Below are 17256 nucleotides of genomic sequence, written 5' to 3'. Positions count from 1 at the left end.
AGGAGGGCGTCTAAGCATTAGAATGGCAGTACTCAGGCTGGTCAGAAGAACGCAATTATAAGTTGGAACCGGACCGCTTCCGGCAAGGGCGCATCGAGGCGTGGTGCCACACGTTTTTAACGTGAGCATTGCCGCGGTTTTTTTCGCGATTTTTTATGCGATTTTTACCGGTTATCGTCGATGCCCAGGTCAAAATTTTCCATTGCACGCAAGTGAGCCAATATGATCTCCAAATCCATTTTCAAGGCGTATGACATTCGTGGTGTCATTGGCAAGACCCTCGACGCCGACGCCGCGCGTTCCATTGGCCGTGCGTTCGGCAGCGAAGTGCGTGCGCAGGGCGGCGACGCCGTGGTGGTCGCACGCGACGGGCGGCTCTCGGGTCCCGAGCTGATCGCGGCGCTGTCCGACGGTCTGCGTGCAGCGGGCGTCGATGTGGTCAACGTTGGCATGGTGCCCACGCCGGTCGGCTACTTCGCGGCGAGCGTGCCGTTGAAACTCGCGGGCGGCGAGCGCCGCGTCGATTCGTGCATCGTCGTGACCGGTAGCCACAATCCGCCCGACTACAACGGCTTCAAGATGGTGTTGCGCGGCGCGGCCATTTACGGCGAGCAGATTCTCGCGCTGCATCAGCGCATCGTCGATGAAAACTTCGCGCAGGGCAGCGGTTCGTACACCGAGTACGACATCGCCGACGCGTATCTCGAGCGCATCACGAGCGACGTGAAGCTCGCGCGTCCGATCAAGATCGTGGTCGATACCGGCAACGGCGTGGCCGGTGCGCTTGCGCCGAAGCTGTTCAGGAAGCTCGGCTGCGAACTCGTCGAACTGTTCACCGAAGTCGACGGCAACTTCCCGAATCATCACCCGGATCCGGCGCACCCCGAGAACCTGGAGGACGTGATTCGCGCGCTGAAGGAGACGGATGCGGAAATCGGCTTCGCGTTCGACGGCGACGGCGACCGCCTCGGCGTCGTCACCAAAGATGGACAGATCATCTACCCGGACCGCCAGCTGATGCTGTTCGCCGAAGAAGTGCTGTCGCGCAACAAGGGCGCGCAGATCATCTACGACGTGAAGTGCACGCGCAATCTCGCGAAGTGGGTCAAGGAAAAGGGCGGCGAGCCGCTGATGTGGAAGACCGGCCACTCGCTCGTGAAGGCGAAGCTGCGCGAAACGGGCGCCCCGCTCGCGGGCGAAATGAGCGGCCACGTGTTCTTCAAGGACCGCTGGTACGGTTTCGACGACGGCCTGTACACCGGCGCGCGTCTGCTCGAAATCCTCACGCGCGTCGCCGACCCGAGCAAGCTGCTGAACTCGCTGCCGAACTCGCACTCCACCCCCGAACTGCAACTGAAGCTCGAAGAAGGCGAGAACTTCGAGCTGATCGCGCGTTTGCAGCAGAACGCGAAGTTCACCGGCGCGGACAACGTCGTCAAGATCGACGGCCTGCGCGTCGAGTATCCGGACGGCTTCGGCCTCGCGCGTTCGTCGAACACGACGCCCGTCGTCGTGATGCGTTTCGAAGCCGACAACGACGCCGCGCTCAAGCGCATCCAGGACGACTTCCGCCGCGTGATTCTCGCCGAGAAGGCCGATGCGAAACTGCCGTTCTGACGGCTGAAGCGGCGGCCCGCTTCGAACCTCGTTCAGACGGATCGAAGCGTCGCCACCAGTGAACGCGGCGCGGGTTGCCTTACCGCGCCGCGTTTTTCATGCGTTTCGCAGATGACGCGCTAGAATTGCGGTCCTCTCAACGCATCTTCGAGCCGGATAGCCGGTTTCCCCACTCTTGAGCGCGCAAAAGATACTGATCGTGCGGGTGTCGTCGCTCGGCGACGTCGTTCATAACATGCCCGCAATCGCCGACATCCGGCGGCGCCATCCCGATGCGCAGATCGACTGGCTCGTCGAGGAAAGCTTCGTCGGGCTGGTGGAACTCGTGACCGGCGTGCGGCGCGCGATTCCCGTGTCGCTGCGGCGCTGGCGCAAACGCATCCTGTCGGTCGGGAACTGGCGCGAGATCGGCGCGTTTCGTCGCGCGCTCGCCGCCGAGCACTACGATCTCGTGATCGACTGCCAGGGGCTTATCAAGACCGCGTGGGTCGCGAGCATGGCGCGCGGGCCGCTCGTCGGCCTCGGCAATCGCACTGAGGGCGCCGGCTACGAATGGCCGGTGCGCTTCTTTTACGGACGGCGCGTGCCGATCGCGCCGCGCACGCACGTGGTCGAACGCACGCGGCAACTGGTGGCCGCGGCGCTGAACGATCCACCGCCGCAACCCACCGACGACATCGACTTCGGTCTCGACACCGGGCGCGCCGCGCTTGCGCTGTCGCAGGCGAATCTGAACCTGCCGGTGCCCTACGTGGTGTTCGTGCACGCGACTTCGCGCGCCGACAAGCAGTGGCCCGACGCCGCGTGGATCGAACTGGGGCAGTCGCTCGTGCGGCGCGGCGCGTCGATCGTGCTGCCATGGGGCAGCGACGCCGAGCGCGCGACGAGCGAGCGGCTCGCGAAGGAGTTCGGTGCGGCCGCGATCGTACCGCCCAAGCTGTCGCTGCCGGCGGTGGTCGGGCTGATCGATGGCGCGGCGGCGACGGTCGGCGTTGATACAGGTCTGGTTCACATCGCCGCGGCGCTGAAGCGGCCTACGGTCGAGTTGTACAATTTCTCCACCGCGTGGCGCACCGGCGGCTACTGGTCGTCGAACGTCGTCAATCTCGGTGCGGCCGGGCAGCCGCCGACGCTGCAGCAGGTCAAGTCGGCGCTGGCCGCATTCGGCTTGCTGTAACCCGGGCCGGCAGTCATCGGCACCTGCTGCAACCCGTGGGTGCGCTTCGCCTTGCGCACCCTCCGTTCCCAAGGGCGACCATGAACGAAACCCAGATCATCGAAGTAGCGAACGCCGACTGGCACGGCGCCAACCTGTCCGTGCCGCGCGAAACGCTGCTCGCCGCCGTCGAGCGCGGCAAGGTGCTGTACTTCCCGAATCTGCGCTTCGCGATCGAAGGTGGCGAGCAAGCGCTGCTCGATCCCGCGCTCGCCGATCCGAATCGCAAGAACATCAGCCTCGAACCGAATGGCGGCGCGCTGCATGGCGTGGCCGGCGATGCGGTCACGCAGTCGGCGGTGCGCGCGTTGATCGCGCGTTATCAGGCGAATGCGCGCACGCTCGTCGACGGGCTCTTTCCCGAGTACAACGGCAAGCTGCGTGTCGCGCCGACGAGCCTGCGACTGCATCAGGTCGAGACCCGCGAAACCTCTTGGCGCAAGGACGATAGCCGTTTGCACGTCGACGCGTTTCCGTCGCGGCCGAACTACGGCGAGCGCATCCTGCGCGTGTTTACCAACGTGAATCCGCATGGCGTGCCGCGCGTGTGGCGCGTTGGCGAGCCGTTCGAGGACATGGCGCAACGCTTCCTGCCGCGCATCAAGCCGCAGATGCCGGGCTCCGCGTGGTTGCTCAACCTGCTGCACGTCACCAAATCGCCGCGCAGCGAGTACGACCACCTGATGCTCAATCTGCACGACGGCATGAAGGCCGACCTCGACTATCAGAAGACGTGCCCGCAGGAGACCATGCCGTTTCCGCCGGGCAGCGTGTGGGTGTGCTTCTCTGATCAAACCTCGCACGCGGTCATGTCCGGCCAGTTCATGCTGGAGCAGACCTTCTTCCTGCCGGTGAAGGCAATGGCGCAGCCGGAATGCGCGCCGCTCGGTATTCTCGAACGCCTGAAGGGCAGGGCGCTGGTTTGAGCGCGGCGGTTGAGTCGAGAGCTCGGCAAGCGCGGCCGGCACGCAGACCGCTAACCAGCGCCGCACGCTTTGCGAAGCGGGGCAACCACACGGAGCGGCGATGCTAAGAGCGATCTATCGCGCGCTCTGGTGGCTCATCGCGCCGCTTGCGGTGCTGCGTCTGTTGATCCGTTCGCGCAAGGAGCGCGGTTATCGCGAGCATATCGGCGAGCGCTTCGGTTACTCGCGCGCTCGCTTGCCCGAAGACGGCGCGCCGGTGATCTGGGTGCATGCAGTATCGGTCGGCGAGACGCGCGCCGCGCAGCCGTTGATCGAAGCACTGATGAAGGCGCGTCCTGACGCGCGCATTGTGCTCACGCACATGACGCCGAGCGGCCGCGCGACCGGCATCGAGATTTTCGGCGACCGCGTGCTGCGCAGCTATCTTCCGTACGACATGCCCCGTGCGGTACGGCGCTTCTTGCGCGCATGGCGGCCGTCGCTCGGTCTCGTGATGGAAACCGAGGTATGGCCGACCTTGATCGACGAATGCCGGCGCGCCGACGTGCCGCTCGTGCTGACCAACGCGCGGATGTCGGCGCGTTCGTATAAGCGCGCAGCGAAGTTCGGCGGCGCGGCGAAGGACGTGTTCGGCGGCTTCGCGCGCGTGCTCGCGCAGAGTCCGTCCGATGCCGAGCGGTTGACCGCGCTCGGTGCGCGCAACGTCGCGGTGCTCGGCAATCTGAAGTTCGACATGACTACGCCGCCCGAACTCGCGGCGCGTGGCCACGCATGGCGCGCGGCGATCGGTACGCGGCCCGTGTGGGTGGCGGCGAGCACGCGCGAGGGCGAAGAGGCACTTGTGCTCGAAGCGCTCGCGGCGCTTGGCGTCGACGATGCGCTGCTGATTCTGGTGCCGCGTCATCCGCAGCGCTTCAATGAAGTCGCCGCGCTCGTCGAGAAGGCGGGGTTGCGGCTCGAACGTCGATCGGCCTGGGCACCCGATGCGAAGGTCGCATCGGCGGCGGCCAGTGGCGCCGGCGGCGTGCCGCCGTTGCCGCATGACGTGAACGTTCTGCTCGGCGATTCGATGGGCGAGTTGGGCGCTTACTACGCGGCGTCGGATCTGGCGTTTATCGGCGGCAGCCTGTTGCCGCTCGGCGGACAGAACCTGATCGAAGCCTGCGCGGTCGGCGTGCCGGTGCTGATCGGGCCGCACGTGTTCAACTTCACGCAGGCCACCGTCGATGCGGTCGCGGCAGGTGCCGCCGTGCAGGTGCAGGACCCGGCGGATCTGGCGCGCGCGCTGCGCGAACTATTCGGCGACAAGGCGCGGCGGCTTGCGATGGGTGGTGCGGCTGCTGCGTTCGCAGCAAGACATCGGGGGGCGACCGCGAGGACGGTGGATGTGTTGGCGGCGCTGTTGCCGGAATGACAATCGAGCGGGACCTCGTTTCGTGCAGCCATAAAAAAGATGGTGCGCTTCTACCTCTCGAAGGAGGGAAGCGAGATGATGGCATTTCTACTCGAATGCCATCCGGGCGAGTGAAGCGTTACTTGCTTACACGGTCAACAATCCCTTCTTTTCGATAAATTTCACCACCTCGTCGAGCCCTTCGAGCGCCTTCAAATTACACATCACAAACGGCCGTTCCCCACGCATCTTCTTCGCATCCGATGCCATCACGTCAAGGTTCGCGCCCACCAGCGGCGCGAGATCCGTCTTGTTGATCACGAGCAGGTCCGACTTCGTGATCCCGGGCCCACCCTTGCGCGGAATCTTCTCGCCGCCCGCCACGTCGATCACGTAGATCGTCAGATCCGACAGTTCCGGGCTGAAGGTCGCCGCGAGGTTGTCGCCGCCCGATTCGATGAACACGATGTCCGCGTCAGGAAAACGCGCGAGCATGCGGTCGACCGCTTCGAGGTTGATCGACGCGTCCTCGCGGATCGCCGTGTGCGGGCAGCCGCCCGTCTCGACGCCCATGATCCGCTCGGCCGGCAGCGCGCCCGCCACGGTCAGCAGACGCTGGTCTTCTTTCGTGTAGATGTCGTTCGTGATCGCGACGAGGTCGTACCGTTCGCGCATCGCCTTGCACAGCATTTCGAGCAGCGTGGTCTTGCCCGAGCCGACCGGGCCGCCGACGCCCACGCGTAGCGGCGGCAGCTTCTTCGTGCGGGTCTGGGTGGGAAAAGCAGGTTGATGAGGTGCGTTCATGATGGATCGTGTGATCGTGCTACGAGCGGAAGAGCCGCGAATACTGCGACTCGTGACGCGCCGACAGAATGCCGAGCTGCGGCGCGAACGTGTTGAGGTTCTCACGCGAGGTCGCGAGCGCGCGCGCAACGGCCGCGTCGATCGGCTCGCGCAGCGCGACGATGATGCGCTGTCCCGCGAGCTGGCCGAGCGGCACCGCCTTCAACGCGGCGGCGGCCTGGTTCTCGACCCAGCTGAACGCATAGGCGGCCAGCGCGGCATCGACGGGAGCATCGTGCGCGTGGGCGGCGAACGCGAACGCGGTAGGTTGCGCGAGCGGCGTGATGGACGCGAGCGTCGCGCGTCGGGCCGCGTCGCCCCATTCGAGCGACACGCATAGCTGCCGCAGCGACCAGCCCATCTGTTCGGTTTCGCGGCGCAGTTCGGCGGACTCGCGACTCGCGAGAAATTCGGCGTTGGCGTCGGCGAGTTCACCGGCGTCGTGCGTGCGCCAGCGTTCGATTTGCTGCGCGAGAAACGGCAACTCGCCGCGCGCGAGCACATCGGTCAAGCCGCGTTCAATCCATCTGCGCGCGGAGTCGGCGTCGGTGACGAGCCGTGCCTCGATCGCCGCTTCGAGTCCCTGCGAATAGCTGAACGCGCCGATCGGCAGCGCCGGCGACGCGAGATGCAGCAGCGCGGTGAGTTCAGCGATGCGCATGATGATGAGGAGGGTGTCCATGTCCGCACGATTCGTCGTGCACGTGGTCATGGCCGTGATCGTGCGAATGCGAGTGCGAGGAACCCGCATGGTTATGCGGATGCTCATGCCCATGATGCTCGTCGAACACCTGCTGCGCGAGCGCATAGTCCTCGGCGAACGTCTCGTCGTGCCCATGCTTATGGCCGCCGCCATACGCACCGGCTTCGGGCTGGAAAGGCAGCGACACCTGTTCGACCGTCGCGCCGATCCGTGTGAGCATGTCGGCGAGCACCGGATCGTATTCGAGCTTCAGATAATCGGTGCCCACTTCGACCGGCGTATGACGATTGCCGAGGTGATAGGCAGCCCGCGTCAGCGTCAACGCATCCGGAGCGCGCACGTAAAGCACGGCTTCATGAGCGGCAACGACACGCACGAGCCCGCCATCATCGGCCACGAGCACATCCCCATCGCGCAGCACGGTGCCGCGCGGCAACAGCAATGCGACTTCCTCGCCGTTGTCGAGCGTCGCGGCGAGACGGCTCTTGCGACGTGCATCGAACGCCAGCGTCAGCGTCGGCGCGCGCTTGACGAGTACGGGCGCAACCTTCAGATGCGGCGCGAGGAGCTTGTTCAGTGTGCGCATGGTCAGAACAGGAAATAGCGTTGCGCCATTGGCAGCACGGCGGCCGGCTCGCAGGTCAGCAACTGGCCGTCGGCGATCACCTGGTAGGTTTCAGGGTCGACGCTGATGTTCGGGCGCCACGCGTTGTGAATCATGTCGGCCTTCGTCACGTTGCGGCAGTTCTTCACCGCGACGATACGCTTTTCCAAACCGTAGCGTTCGGCAACGTTGGCATCGGCGGCCATCTGCGACACGAAGGTCAGCGACGTGCGGCCCAACGCGCCGCCGCGCGTCGCGAACATCTCGCGATAGTGCACGGGCTGCGGCGTCGGAATCGAGGCATTCGGATCGCCCATCTGCGCCATCGCGATCATGCCGCCCTTGAGGATCAACGAGGGCTTGATGCCGAAAAACGCCGGTTCCCAGAACACGAGGTCGGCCCACTTGCCGGGCTCGATCGAACCGACTTCATGCGCGATGCCGTGCGTGATCGCCGGATTGATCGTGTACTTCGCCACGTAGCGTTTCGCGCGGAAATTGTCGTGGCGCGCGTTGTCCTCGGGGAGCGCGCCACGCTGCGCCTTCATCTTGTGCGCGGTCTGCCAGGTGCGGATGATCACTTCGCCGACGCGGCCCATCGCCTGAGAATCCGAAGAAAGCATCGACAGCGCGCCGAGATCGTGCAGGATGTCCTCGGCCGCGATCGTCTCGCGACGAATCCGCGATTCGGCGAACGCGATGTCTTCGGCAATCGACGGGTCCAGGTGATGGCACACCATCAGCATGTCGAGATGCTCGTCCAGCGTGTTGACCGTATAGGGCCGCGTCGGATTCGTCGACGAAGGCAGCACGTTCGCTTCGCCGCACACCTTGATGATGTCGGGCGCGTGACCGCCGCCCGCGCCTTCGGTGTGATACGTGTGGATCGTGCGGCCTTTGAACGCGGCCACCGTCGCTTCGACGAAGCCCGCTTCGTTGAGCGTATCCGTGTGGATCGCGACCTGCGTGTCGGTATCGTCGGCGACGGACAGACAGTTGTCGATCGCCGCGGGCGTCGTGCCCCAGTCTTCGTGCAGCTTCAAACCGATCGCGCCCGCGGCGATCTGTTCGGTAAGCGGGGCCGGCTGGCTCACGTTGCCCTTGCCGAGAAAGCCGAGGTTCATCGGATAACCATCGGCGGCCTGCAGCATGCGTTCGAGATGCCACGGTCCCGGCGTGCAGGTGGTCGCATTCGTGCCGGTCGCGGGGCCCGTGCCGCCGCCGAGCATCGTCGTCACGCCGCTCGCGAGCGCTTCCTCGATCTGCTGCGGACTGATGAAGTGGATGTGCGTATCGATGCCGCCCGCGGTCACGATCAGTCCTTCACCCGCGATCACTTCGGTGGCGGCGCCAATCGCGATCGTCACGTTCGGCTGGATGTCGGGATTGCCGGCCTTGCCGATCGCGGCGATGCGGCCGTCCTTGATGCCGATGTCGGCCTTCACGATGCCCCAGTGATCGAGGATCACCGCGTTCGTCACGACGGTATCGGCGACGTCGGCATGCACGCGCTGCGACTGGCCCATGCCGTCGCGAATCACCTTGCCGCCGCCGAACTTGACCTCTTCGCCGTAGGTCGTGAAGTCGCGTTCGATCTCGATCAGCAGGTCCGTGTCGGCGAGGCGCACGCGGTCGCCGGTGGTGGGGCCGAACATCTCCGCGTATGCGCGGCGGCCAATGCGTAGTGTCATGGTGTGGGTCCGGAATGAACAAGGCGGAGCGGGGCGCGCGAAACGCCAGGGCGTGGGCGTCGCATTACAGCTGGCCCATCACCTTGCCGTTGAAACCGTAGACGATGCGCTCGCCCGCAAGCGCGACGAGCTCGACCGTGCGCTCCTGGCCGGGCTCGAAACGCACCGCAGTGCCCGCCGCAATGTTCAGGCGAAAGCCGCGCGCCGCTTCGCGATCGAACGATAGCGCGTCGTTCACTTCGTAGAAATGGTAGTGCGAGCCGATCTGCACGGGGCGGTCGCCGGTATTCGACACGACCACCGTGACCGTCGCGCGGCCCGCGTTCAGTTCGTGCTCACCGTCGTCGATGAGAAGTTCGCCGGGAATCATGGAGCCTGCCTTGACGCTGAGGGGTTCAGGGAATCGGATGATGGACGGTGACGAGCTTCGTGCCATCGGGGAACGTCGCTTCGACCTGGATGTCGGGGATCATCTCGGGCACCCCCTCCATCACGTCGGCGCGCGTGAGCAGCGTGGTGCCATAGTGCATCACCTCGGCGACGCTCTTGCCGTCGCGCGCGGCTTCCATCAGCGCGGCGGTGATGAAGGCGACCGCCTCCGGATAATTGAGCTTGAGGCCGCGCGCGCGGCGCCGTTCGGCGAGCAGGGCGGCGGTGAAGATCAGCAGCTTGTCCTTCTCGCGAGGTGTCAGCTTCATCGGGTGTGGGTCTCGGCGTTGATGTGTCGTGGCGGCGAAATCGTTGTATTGCGTCGCGTCGCGGTGACGGGGTCCGCGCGTCGCGCCATCAGCCGGTGACGGTAGCAAGTCCGGCTAACGGCGCGCTTACAACCGCGCTCGCAGCTTTACAGATCGGCGGGCAGCGGCGCACCGAACCACTTCTTCGACATCGCGGCGAGCGTGCCGTCTTGCTTGGCCTGCGCGATCGCGGCATCGACCTTCTGTTGCAGGCGCGGTTCGTTCTTGTTCATGCCGACGAAGCAGGGCGAATTCTTGATCACGAACTTCGGCTCCGGACGGCGCGGCGGATTCTTCGCGAGGATCGCGGCCGCGACGATGTTGCCGGCCGCGATCAGCTGCACCTGGCCGGACAGGAACGCGGCGATCGTCGCGTTATTGTCTTCGAAGCGTTTGATCGTCGCGTTCGGCGCCATCTGCGTGAGGCCGATTTCCTCGAGCGCCCCGCGCGTCGCGCCGACCGTCTTGCCGGTGAGGTCGGCCGGACCGCTCACCTTGATGTCGGCGGGACCGAACACGCCCTGGTAGTACGGCGCGTAAGCAGTCGAGAAGTCGATCACCTTCTCGCGCTCGGGCGTTTTGCCGAGCGACGAGATCACCAGATCGACCTTGCCAGTTTGCAGATACGGAATGCGGTTTGCGCTGTTGACCGGCACGAGTTCGAGCTTCACGTTCATCGCTTTGGCAAGCAGCGCGGCCGTGTCGATGTCATAGCCTTGCGGCTTCATGTCGGGGCCGACCGAGCCGAACGGCGGATAGTCCTCCGGCACGGCGACCTTCAGCACACCGGCCTTCGTGATGTTGTCGAGCGTGTCGGCGCGCGCGGCACCCGCATGAAACGCGAGGTCGGCGACGATGGGCAGGGCGAGCAATGCGGCCAGCAGAGCACGGCGCGCGGGGCGGGAGAAAGTGCGGTTCATGGGGCGTGAGCGGTGGTGGTGATGTCGTTGGTGTCGAGGAGTCGCCGGCTTCCTCGTGGCCGGCCGCGAAGTGGCGAATCCGATGCAATCTGCGTGCCATCGCGATGTGGTGTGGGTTGTCGGCACGCTGTGCTGGCGCGCGCCCATCGTTGGGGCCTGCGCGTGCGCCGAAGTGGTGCGCGAAGCATGTGAGCGGGACGAGAGCGAGGATGGCGCGCTCAGGTCGACCAGATCCGCAACGGCACCGCCGCGACACCATGTACGACCGGCCGCAATTGCAGCCAGCAGCGCGTGAGCGCGTGCTGCAGCGTTTCCATCGAACGCGACACCGCGCGCACGAGCAGCACGCCGTTCGTCACGCACGACGCGGCCGCGCGCAACGTTTCGTCGAACGGCAACTGCGCGCTCAGTGACTCGGCGAGCGCGTCGTCGCACGCACCACTTACGGCCCACAGCGTGCCGTAGGCCGGAAAGCCGGCAAGTCCCTGCGGCGCGTCGCGCAAGGGATCGTCGGCACTGAGGCTCGCGCGCTCGAACCACAGCAGCTCGCCATTGGCGCCGACGATGCGCGACACCGCGCGCAAGCTGCCCGCCGACCAGCGTTCCCGGGCCGCCTGCCGTCCGAGCTGGGTTGCATCCCAGCCGATCGCGCTCGCGCCGGCGGCGAGCGTCAGCGAAAAATCGAGTTGCGCGTTCGCGTGATCGAACACGATGTTGTTCTGCGGCAGCCAGTCGAGCTTGGCATGCTCGCCGACCTGCAGTGCGATGCGCTGGCGCGCCGCGCGGCCGTTCGACTTGTACCACTTGGTCGCGCCGGGCGTCGTGAGCACCGCATGCGTGTGCGCGGCGAGCGCGATGTCGATGTCGAGTTGATCGCCACCCGCGACGCCGCCGGGTGGATGCACGATCACCGCATGGCAGATCGCCGGGCCTTCCGGATAGAGCGGCCGTTGCACGCGCAGCGGTCCATCGTGAAGCCGGTGCGCGAGCGTCGTGCGCCCGTCACCGCTGACGAAACCGAGTTCGAGACGTGCGCGCCACGGCGTGTGAGCGGTGGCGAGCGTGGCGTGGTTTTCGTGGAGCGACATGCGGATGGATGGGGGATCGGCGTGGTCGAGCGAGAATAGCACGCGTGTCGACGCGCGCAACCTGCGCGATCTTCTCGGCTACGGCGCGGTCCCTTCAGGCGCGGCCTCGGTCACCGATAGCACCTTGATGCCCTCCCACTGCGGATGCAGCAGCCGCAGCAACGAAAGAACCGCGCGCGGGGTGTTTTCCTCCACGGTCAGTGACTCGCTGCCTGTCAAAACCGCTCTCTTGCCATGTTGGCAGTACTGATATTCGACGTGAACCATCACGGACATGCTTTTCTCCTTACTGAATTGATGTTGTGCCGACAATCCCGGTGGGGTTGCGGTCAGGGTCTGTTTACATATGGAACGCACCCCATTGCGTGATTTCATTTCAGGGGAATGCCCGCTATCGGCCGCATGGCGGCGTCGTGCGTCGCTCACGTGGCGCGGCCACGCAGCGCTCCTTACTCCTTGCCCTGCGGCCGATAGCGGGCATTCGCACGTGCGTTCCATATGTAATCAGACCCTAGCGTACGAGCGTCGGCTCGGCGTGATCCTCCACGCCGCGTTCCGCGCGATTGATGAAGCCGCAGTCGAGCAATAGCTGACAAAAGGCTTCCGGTGAGCACGACGAACCGGTCGTCACGGCCATTTTCGCGAGCACGTCGGGAAACGACGCGAGCACGTGCCAGCTGTCGTAGTACGCGTGCAATTGGGGCGCGAGTTCGTTGCCGAGCTTTTCCCAGTGCACCGACAGCATGCCGGCCGTACCGCCGCTGTCCACGTGGAATAAGCCGAAGGTGACCGCCGACACGACGTTCATCACCCTGCAATAAGAGGCTGGGTTTCTGTAGAACTCGCGTCTGACCTGCTTTTTGTCGTACATGATGTCCACCTGATCGAACCGTTGCGGCGCCTAGCCTGTGTAACGGTTGCGCGGCGGATAACTTGAGCGGGCTTACACGGCGATCAACCCCCGCACCCCATCGGCATCCATCTTCGCTCCCTCGCCACCCGCGATGATTTCGCCGCGGCTCATCACCCAGTAGTGGTCGGCGATCGCTTTCGCGAAGTCGTAATACTGCTCGACGAGCAGCACGGTCATGCCCATTTCCTCGACGAGTTGTCGCAGCGTGCGGCCGATGTCCTGAATGATCGACGGCTGGATGCCCTCGGTCGGCTCGTCGAGGATCAACAGTTGCGGCTCGCTCATCAGCGCGCGGCCGATCGCGAGCTGTTGCTGCTGTCCGCCGGACAGGTCGCCGCCGCGCCGGCTGCGCATGTCCTTCAGTACCGGAAACAGCTCGTAGATGCGCTCGGGAATCTTCTTCGGCGCTGTTCGGCTCGCGGCGCCCACCAGCAGATTTTCCTCGACGGTGAGGCGCGGAAAAATATCGCGGCCCTGCGGCACGTAGGCGAGCCCTTGGGCGACCCGCGCATAGGTCGGCAGCTTGGTCAGCGGTGCGCCACGCCATGCGATCGCGCCGCTTTTCGCGGGCACGACGCCCATCAGGCAGCGCAACAATGTGGTCTTGCCGACGCCGTTGCGCCCGAGCAGCACCGTCAATTTGCCGTCGGGCACGCTCAGCTTCACGTCGCGCAGAATATGGCTGCCACCGTAGTATTGATTCAGTCGGTCTACTTCGAGCATTGTTCAGTCGTCCTGTCGGGTTGACGCCTTCCGGGTTGACGATGCGCTGCCGCGCTCAGCGGCCAAGATAAGACTCGATCACCGTCTCGTCGCGCTTGACGTCGTCGAGCGTGCCGTGCGCGAGCACGCGCCCTTCGGCCATCACCGTGACCTTTCCCGTGTCGCCCGCGAGCGCCGCGACGAACTCCATGTCGTGCTCGACGACCATCATCGAGCAGGTGCCGCGCAGGTGGTTGAGCAACTCCGCGAGCTGCATCGTTTCGTCGTCGGTCATGCCGGCGGCGGGTTCGTCGAGCAGCAGCAGCGCCGGCTGCTGCATCAGCAGCATGCCGATTTCGAGGCGTTGCTTCTGGCCGTGCGAGAGCTCGCCGGCGAGCCGACGCGCTTCGCTCTCCAGCCCGATCAGCGCGAGCGTTTCCTCGATGCGCGCCTGCGCATCGCGATCGAGCCGTGCGCGCAGCGACGCCCACCAGCCCTTGTCCGTCTTCATCGCGAGTTCGAGGTTTTCCCACACGGGATGCTGCTCGAACACGGTCGGCTTCTGAAACTTGCGGCCGATCCCGGCGCGCGCGATCGACGGTTCGATCATGCGCGTGAGATCGATCGACTGCCCGAGAAACACCTTGCCGTGATCGGGCGCGGTCTTGCCGGTGATCACGTCCATCATCGTCGTCTTGCCCGCCCCGTTCGGGCCGATGATGCAGCGCAGTTCGCCCACGTCGATCGCGAGCGTCAGCGCGTTCAATGCGCGAAAGCCGTCGAAGCTGACCGTCACGTCTTCGAGGTAGAGGATCGTGCCATGCGAGACGTCGATCTCGCCGGAAACGACCGCGTGCCCCATGCTCGCGACGCCGCTCAACGACCGCCCCGGCGCTTCGGGCAAGTCCAGATCGGGAACCATCGGGTTTTCGTTCATCAGCGGTTCCTCCTGCGCGTCAGCAGATCGGCCAGACCCATGATGCCGTTGGGCAGCAACAGCGGTACCAGCACGAAGATCAGGCCGAGGAAGAACAGCCAGTATTCCGGAAAGTTCGCCGTGAAAAAGCTCTTCGCGCCGTTCACCGCGAATGCGCCGATGATCGGCCCGATCAGCGTGCCGCGTCCGCCGACCGCCACCCAGATCGCCATTTCGATCGAGTTGCCCGGCGACATCTCGCCCGGATTGATGATGCCGACCTGCGGCACATAGAGCGCGCCCGCGATGCCGCACAGCACCGCCGACACCGTCCACACGAACAGCTTGTACGCGAGCGGACTGTAGCCGAGGAACATCAGCCGCGTTTCGCCGTCGCGCACCGCGGTCACGACGCGGCCCAGCTTCGACGTGACGATCGCGCGCGCGCCGATGAACGCGGCGATCAGCACCGCGAAGGTGATCAGCAGCAACGCGGCGCGCGTGCCCTGATGCGTGATCGGAAAACCGGCGATGCGCTTGAAGTCGGTGAAGCCGTTATTGCCGCCGAAGCCCGTTTCGTTGCGGTAGAACAGCAGCATCGCGGCGAAGGTCATGGCCTGCGTGATGATCGACAGATAGACGCCCTTCACGCGCGAGCGGAACGTGAAGAAGCCGAACACCCACGCGACCACGGCAGGCACCAGCACGACGAGCAGAAGCGCGTAGCCGAGATGCTGCGTGCCGTGCCAGAACCACGGCAACTGGTGCCAGTCGAGAAACACCATGAAGTCGGGCAGATCGCTGCCGTACTTGCCGTCGCGACCGATCGCTCGCATCAGGTACATGCCGATCGCGTAGCCGCCGAGCGCGAAGAACAAGGCGTGACCCAGACTCAGGATGCCGCAGTAGCCCCACACGAGATCGAGTGCGAGCGCCGCGATCGCGTAGCACATGAACTTGCCGGTCAGCGTCATCGCGTACGCGGACAGATGCAATGCGCTCGTCTGCGGAATCACGAGCGCGGCGAACGGCACGCCGAGGCCGAACACGATGACGAGCGCAAGCAGCGCGAGCCACGCGCGAGGCGACAGCAACGCGGGACGCGGCGGCAGGCCGAGCGCGAAGCCGGTGTTGGACTCGCGCGCGCCAGCGGCACCGGCGGCACCGGCGCGCGCCGACGCTGGGGAACCAGGGTTTGCCGATGAAGAAGCGGATGTCATCTCACGCCTCCGCGCTACGGCCCTTCAAGGCGAACATGCCCTGCGGACGCTTCTGGATGAACAGCACGATCAGCACGAGCACCGCGATCTTCGCGAGCACCGCGCCCCAGAACGGTTCGATCGCCTTGCTGACGAGCCCGAGGCCGAAGCCGCCGAGCACCGTGCCCGCAAGCTGGCCGACGCCGCCGAGCACGACCGCCATGAACGAATCGATGATGTAGCTTTGGCCCAGATCGGGCCCGACATTGCCGATCTGCGACAACGCGCAGCCCCCAAGCCCCGCGATGCCCGCGCCGAACGCGAACGCATACGAATCGACGCTTGCGGTTTTCACGCCGACGCAGGCGGCCATGCGGCGGTTCTGCGTGACCGCGCGAACAAAGAGACCGAGCCGCGTGCGCGTGAGCACGGCCCACGCGATGGCGACGACGATCAGCGAGAACGCGAGAATCGCGAGCCGGTTGTACGGCAGGATCAGGTTCGGCAGCACGGTGACGCCGCCGCTCATCCACGCGGGATTGACGACCTGTACGTTCTGCGCGCCGAACAGCATGCGGGTGGCCTGAATCAGGATCAGGCTCACGCCGAAGGTGGTCAGCAGCGTTTCGAGCGGACGGCCGTAGAGGTGCTTCAGCACCAGCCGTTCCAGCACGATGCCGACCAGCGCCGCCGCGACGAACGCGGCCGGTATCGCGAGGAGCGGATACCAGTCGAACAGGTCAGGCGCGACGCGCTGAAAGAGGTTCTGCACGACATACGTCGCGTACGCGCCGATCATCAGGAATTCGCCGTGCGCCATGTTGATCACGCCGATCAGCCCGTAGGTGATGGCGAGGCCGAGCGCGGCGAGCAGCAGCACGCTGCCGAGCGACAGCCCCGCGAACAGCGTGCCCGCAATCTGGCTGCGGCGCTGGATCGCATCGAGCGCTTCGATGCCGCTTTGCGCGGCCGCGCGCACGCGCTCGTCGCTTTCGGCAAAGGTGCCGTCGGCTTTCTTCGCGACTAGCGGGCGCAGCAGTTCGTTCATATCGAGGTCGTGACGCGCCGCGACCAGTTGCACCGCTTCGAGGCGCTTCGCCGCATCGGGGTCGTGCAAGGCGCTCATCGCCCACAGCGTGTCGAGACGTTTCTTCAGTACGGGATCGGTCTCCTTCGCGCGCGCCGCGTCGACGAGCGGCTTGAGCGACGGATCGGGGTTCTGCAGCAGCGCATCGACGGCGGCTGCGCGCGTCGCCTGGTCGGGCGAGGCGAGTTGAAGGCCCGACAGCGCGCCCGTTACTTTCGAGCGCAGCAGGTTGTTCAGCGTGACCGGCTGGGCGTCGCTCGCGGTGACGGGCTGACCGGTGACGGCATCGCGTGTGGCGTCGCCGTCCTGCAGCAGCACTTTGCCCGCGTCGGTGGCGAGCGCGCTGTCGTCGGCGAGTGCCTTGAGCACTGCGAGCGATGCGGTGTCGTGCGTGGCGATCAGTTTGTCGATCGCGGCGGACTTTGCCTCGAAGTCGTCGCCGGCGAGCGGCGCGACGTCGGCCTGAGTCAGCGCGAACGCGCCGGATGACACGGCGGCGAGCAGTATCGCGAGCGGCAGCAGGAGCGCCGCGCCGCGTGGCCGAACGGAAGTCGGAAATGAAAACGCCATGATGGCCTTTTGCGCTGGGTTGAATCGATGAGCCGATCAGGTCGGCGACGCTGCCGCGCGAGCCGCCGCCCCACCTTCAGCGTGGCGCGGCCGCGCATCGGCGGGCGCGGCCAACCGCGCGCCGCACTGCC

General features: G+C 65.6%; 18 protein-coding genes. 4 read left to right on the top strand and 14 right to left on the bottom strand.

Annotated features, from left to right (window positions below):
• Positions 1–222: 222 nt before the first annotated feature.
• From LJ655_RS04665 to waaA, 4 genes are all read left to right on the top strand, one after another.
• Positions 223–1617 (top strand): phosphomannomutase/phosphoglucomutase, encoded by a 1395-nt coding sequence (locus tag LJ655_RS04665; protein WP_230560085.1) that lies wholly within the window; start codon positions 223–225, stop codon positions 1615–1617.
• Between the two features lie 235 nt (positions 1618–1852).
• A complete protein-coding gene (gene waaC / locus LJ655_RS04660; protein WP_230560270.1) occupies positions 1853–2794 on the top strand; it encodes a lipopolysaccharide heptosyltransferase I in 942 nt (313 codons plus the stop codon).
• Positions 2795–2874: 80 nt separating this feature from the next.
• The gene (gene kdoO, locus LJ655_RS04655) at positions 2875–3759 is read left to right on the top strand and encodes a Kdo hydroxylase KdoO (protein ID WP_230560084.1); all 885 of its coding nucleotides are present in this window, start codon (positions 2875–2877) and stop codon (positions 3757–3759) included.
• 100 nt (positions 3760–3859) lie between these two features.
• Complete coding sequence (waaA, locus tag LJ655_RS04650) at positions 3860–5173, top strand: lipid IV(A) 3-deoxy-D-manno-octulosonic acid transferase (protein ID WP_230560083.1); 1314 nt, start codon at positions 3860–3862, stop codon at positions 5171–5173.
• A gap of 126 nt (positions 5174–5299) precedes the next feature.
• Here the strand turns inward: waaA and ureG are convergent, their stop codons facing one another.
• The 14 genes from ureG to urtB form a co-directional block, all read right to left on the bottom strand.
• Complete coding sequence (ureG, locus tag LJ655_RS04645; RefSeq protein ID WP_230560082.1) at positions 5300–5956, bottom strand: urease accessory protein UreG; 657 nt, start codon at positions 5954–5956, stop codon at positions 5300–5302.
• A gap of 19 nt (positions 5957–5975) precedes the next feature.
• Positions 5976–6656: an urease accessory protein UreF gene (locus LJ655_RS04640; protein WP_230560269.1), complete on the bottom strand. Its 681-nt coding sequence runs from the start codon at positions 6654–6656 to the stop codon at positions 5976–5978.
• Positions 6643–7284, bottom strand: a complete 642-nt coding sequence (gene ureE, locus LJ655_RS04635) for an urease accessory protein UreE (protein ID WP_230560081.1) — start codon at positions 7282–7284, stop codon at positions 6643–6645. The genes LJ655_RS04640 and ureE overlap by 14 nt, the downstream gene beginning before the upstream one ends.
• Before the next feature lie 2 nt (positions 7285–7286).
• Positions 7287–8993 (bottom strand): urease subunit alpha, encoded by a 1707-nt coding sequence (ureC, locus tag LJ655_RS04630; protein WP_230560080.1) that lies wholly within the window; start codon positions 8991–8993, stop codon positions 7287–7289.
• A gap of 64 nt (positions 8994–9057) precedes the next feature.
• Entirely contained in the window at positions 9058–9363 is a 306-nt protein-coding gene (locus LJ655_RS04625; RefSeq protein WP_230560079.1) for an urease subunit beta, read from the bottom strand.
• A 25-nt stretch (positions 9364–9388) separates the two neighbouring features.
• A complete protein-coding gene (gene ureA, locus LJ655_RS04620; RefSeq protein ID WP_008923043.1) occupies positions 9389–9691 on the bottom strand; it encodes an urease subunit gamma in 303 nt (100 codons plus the stop codon).
• Between the two features lie 146 nt (positions 9692–9837).
• Positions 9838–10650 carry a transporter substrate-binding domain-containing protein gene (locus tag LJ655_RS04615; protein WP_230560078.1) on the bottom strand — a complete coding sequence of 271 codons (813 nt, stop codon included), beginning with the start codon at positions 10648–10650 and terminating at the stop codon, positions 9838–9840.
• Positions 10651–10868: 218 nt separating this feature from the next.
• Positions 10869–11738 (bottom strand): urease accessory protein UreD, encoded by an 870-nt coding sequence (locus tag LJ655_RS04610; protein WP_230560077.1) that lies wholly within the window; start codon positions 11736–11738, stop codon positions 10869–10871.
• A 78-nt stretch (positions 11739–11816) separates the two neighbouring features.
• Entirely contained in the window at positions 11817–12014 is a 198-nt protein-coding gene (locus LJ655_RS04605) for a hypothetical protein (RefSeq protein ID WP_230560076.1), read from the bottom strand.
• A 235-nt stretch (positions 12015–12249) separates the two neighbouring features.
• Positions 12250–12609: a hypothetical protein gene (locus tag LJ655_RS04600; RefSeq protein ID WP_230560075.1), complete on the bottom strand. Its 360-nt coding sequence runs from the start codon at positions 12607–12609 to the stop codon at positions 12250–12252.
• Positions 12610–12681: 72 nt separating this feature from the next.
• Positions 12682–13374, bottom strand: a complete 693-nt coding sequence (gene urtE / locus LJ655_RS04595; protein ID WP_230560074.1) for an urea ABC transporter ATP-binding subunit UrtE — start codon at positions 13372–13374, stop codon at positions 12682–12684.
• Between the two features lie 55 nt (positions 13375–13429).
• The gene (urtD, locus tag LJ655_RS04590) at positions 13430–14290 is read right to left on the bottom strand and encodes an urea ABC transporter ATP-binding protein UrtD (RefSeq protein WP_230560073.1); all 861 of its coding nucleotides are present in this window, start codon (positions 14288–14290) and stop codon (positions 13430–13432) included.
• Positions 14290–15489, bottom strand: a complete 1200-nt coding sequence (gene urtC / locus LJ655_RS04585; RefSeq protein WP_230560072.1) for an urea ABC transporter permease subunit UrtC — start codon at positions 15487–15489, stop codon at positions 14290–14292. The genes urtD and urtC overlap by 1 nt, the downstream gene beginning before the upstream one ends.
• A 1-nt stretch (position 15490) precedes the next feature.
• Entirely contained in the window at positions 15491–17125 is a 1635-nt protein-coding gene (gene urtB / locus LJ655_RS04580; RefSeq protein WP_230560071.1) for an urea ABC transporter permease subunit UrtB, read from the bottom strand.
• Positions 17126–17256 lie beyond the last annotated feature (131 nt).

It is taken from the genome of Paraburkholderia translucens, from assembly GCF_020881035.1.
GTDB lineage: Bacteria > Pseudomonadota > Gammaproteobacteria > Burkholderiales > Burkholderiaceae > Paraburkholderia > Paraburkholderia translucens.
This window is presented reverse-complemented; position numbering and strand designations above follow the sequence as displayed.

Coding starts and splice junctions, on each gene's coding strand:
- LJ655_RS04665 (WP_230560085.1), top strand. CDS start 223: ATGATCTCCAAATCCATTTTCAAGGCGTATGACATTCGTGGTGTCATT.
- waaC (WP_230560270.1), top strand. CDS start 1,853: ATGCCCGCAATCGCCGACATCCGGCGGCGCCATCCCGATGCGCAGATC.
- kdoO (WP_230560084.1), top strand. CDS start 2,875: ATGAACGAAACCCAGATCATCGAAGTAGCGAACGCCGACTGGCACGGC.
- waaA (WP_230560083.1), top strand. CDS start 3,860: ATGCTAAGAGCGATCTATCGCGCGCTCTGGTGGCTCATCGCGCCGCTT.
- ureG (WP_230560082.1), bottom strand. CDS start 5,956: ATGAACGCACCTCATCAACCTGCTTTTCCCACCCAGACCCGCACGAAG.
- LJ655_RS04640 (WP_230560269.1), bottom strand. CDS start 6,656: ATGCGCATCGCTGAACTCACCGCGCTGCTGCATCTCGCGTCGCCGGCG.
- ureE (WP_230560081.1), bottom strand. CDS start 7,284: ATGCGCACACTGAACAAGCTCCTCGCGCCGCATCTGAAGGTTGCGCCC.
- ureC (WP_230560080.1), bottom strand. CDS start 8,993: ATGACACTACGCATTGGCCGCCGCGCATACGCGGAGATGTTCGGCCCC.
- LJ655_RS04625 (WP_230560079.1), bottom strand. CDS start 9,363: ATGATTCCCGGCGAACTTCTCATCGACGACGGTGAGCACGAACTGAAC.
- ureA (WP_008923043.1), bottom strand. CDS start 9,691: ATGAAGCTGACACCTCGCGAGAAGGACAAGCTGCTGATCTTCACCGCC.
- LJ655_RS04615 (WP_230560078.1), bottom strand. CDS start 10,650: ATGAACCGCACTTTCTCCCGCCCCGCGCGCCGTGCTCTGCTGGCCGCA.
- LJ655_RS04610 (WP_230560077.1), bottom strand. CDS start 11,738: ATGTCGCTCCACGAAAACCACGCCACGCTCGCCACCGCTCACACGCCG.
- LJ655_RS04605 (WP_230560076.1), bottom strand. CDS start 12,014: ATGTCCGTGATGGTTCACGTCGAATATCAGTACTGCCAACATGGCAAG.
- LJ655_RS04600 (WP_230560075.1), bottom strand. CDS start 12,609: ATGTACGACAAAAAGCAGGTCAGACGCGAGTTCTACAGAAACCCAGCC.
- urtE (WP_230560074.1), bottom strand. CDS start 13,374: ATGCTCGAAGTAGACCGACTGAATCAATACTACGGTGGCAGCCATATT.
- urtD (WP_230560073.1), bottom strand. CDS start 14,290: ATGAACGAAAACCCGATGGTTCCCGATCTGGACTTGCCCGAAGCGCCG.
- urtC (WP_230560072.1), bottom strand. CDS start 15,489: ATGACATCCGCTTCTTCATCGGCAAACCCTGGTTCCCCAGCGTCGGCG.
- urtB (WP_230560071.1), bottom strand. CDS start 17,125: ATGGCGTTTTCATTTCCGACTTCCGTTCGGCCACGCGGCGCGGCGCTC.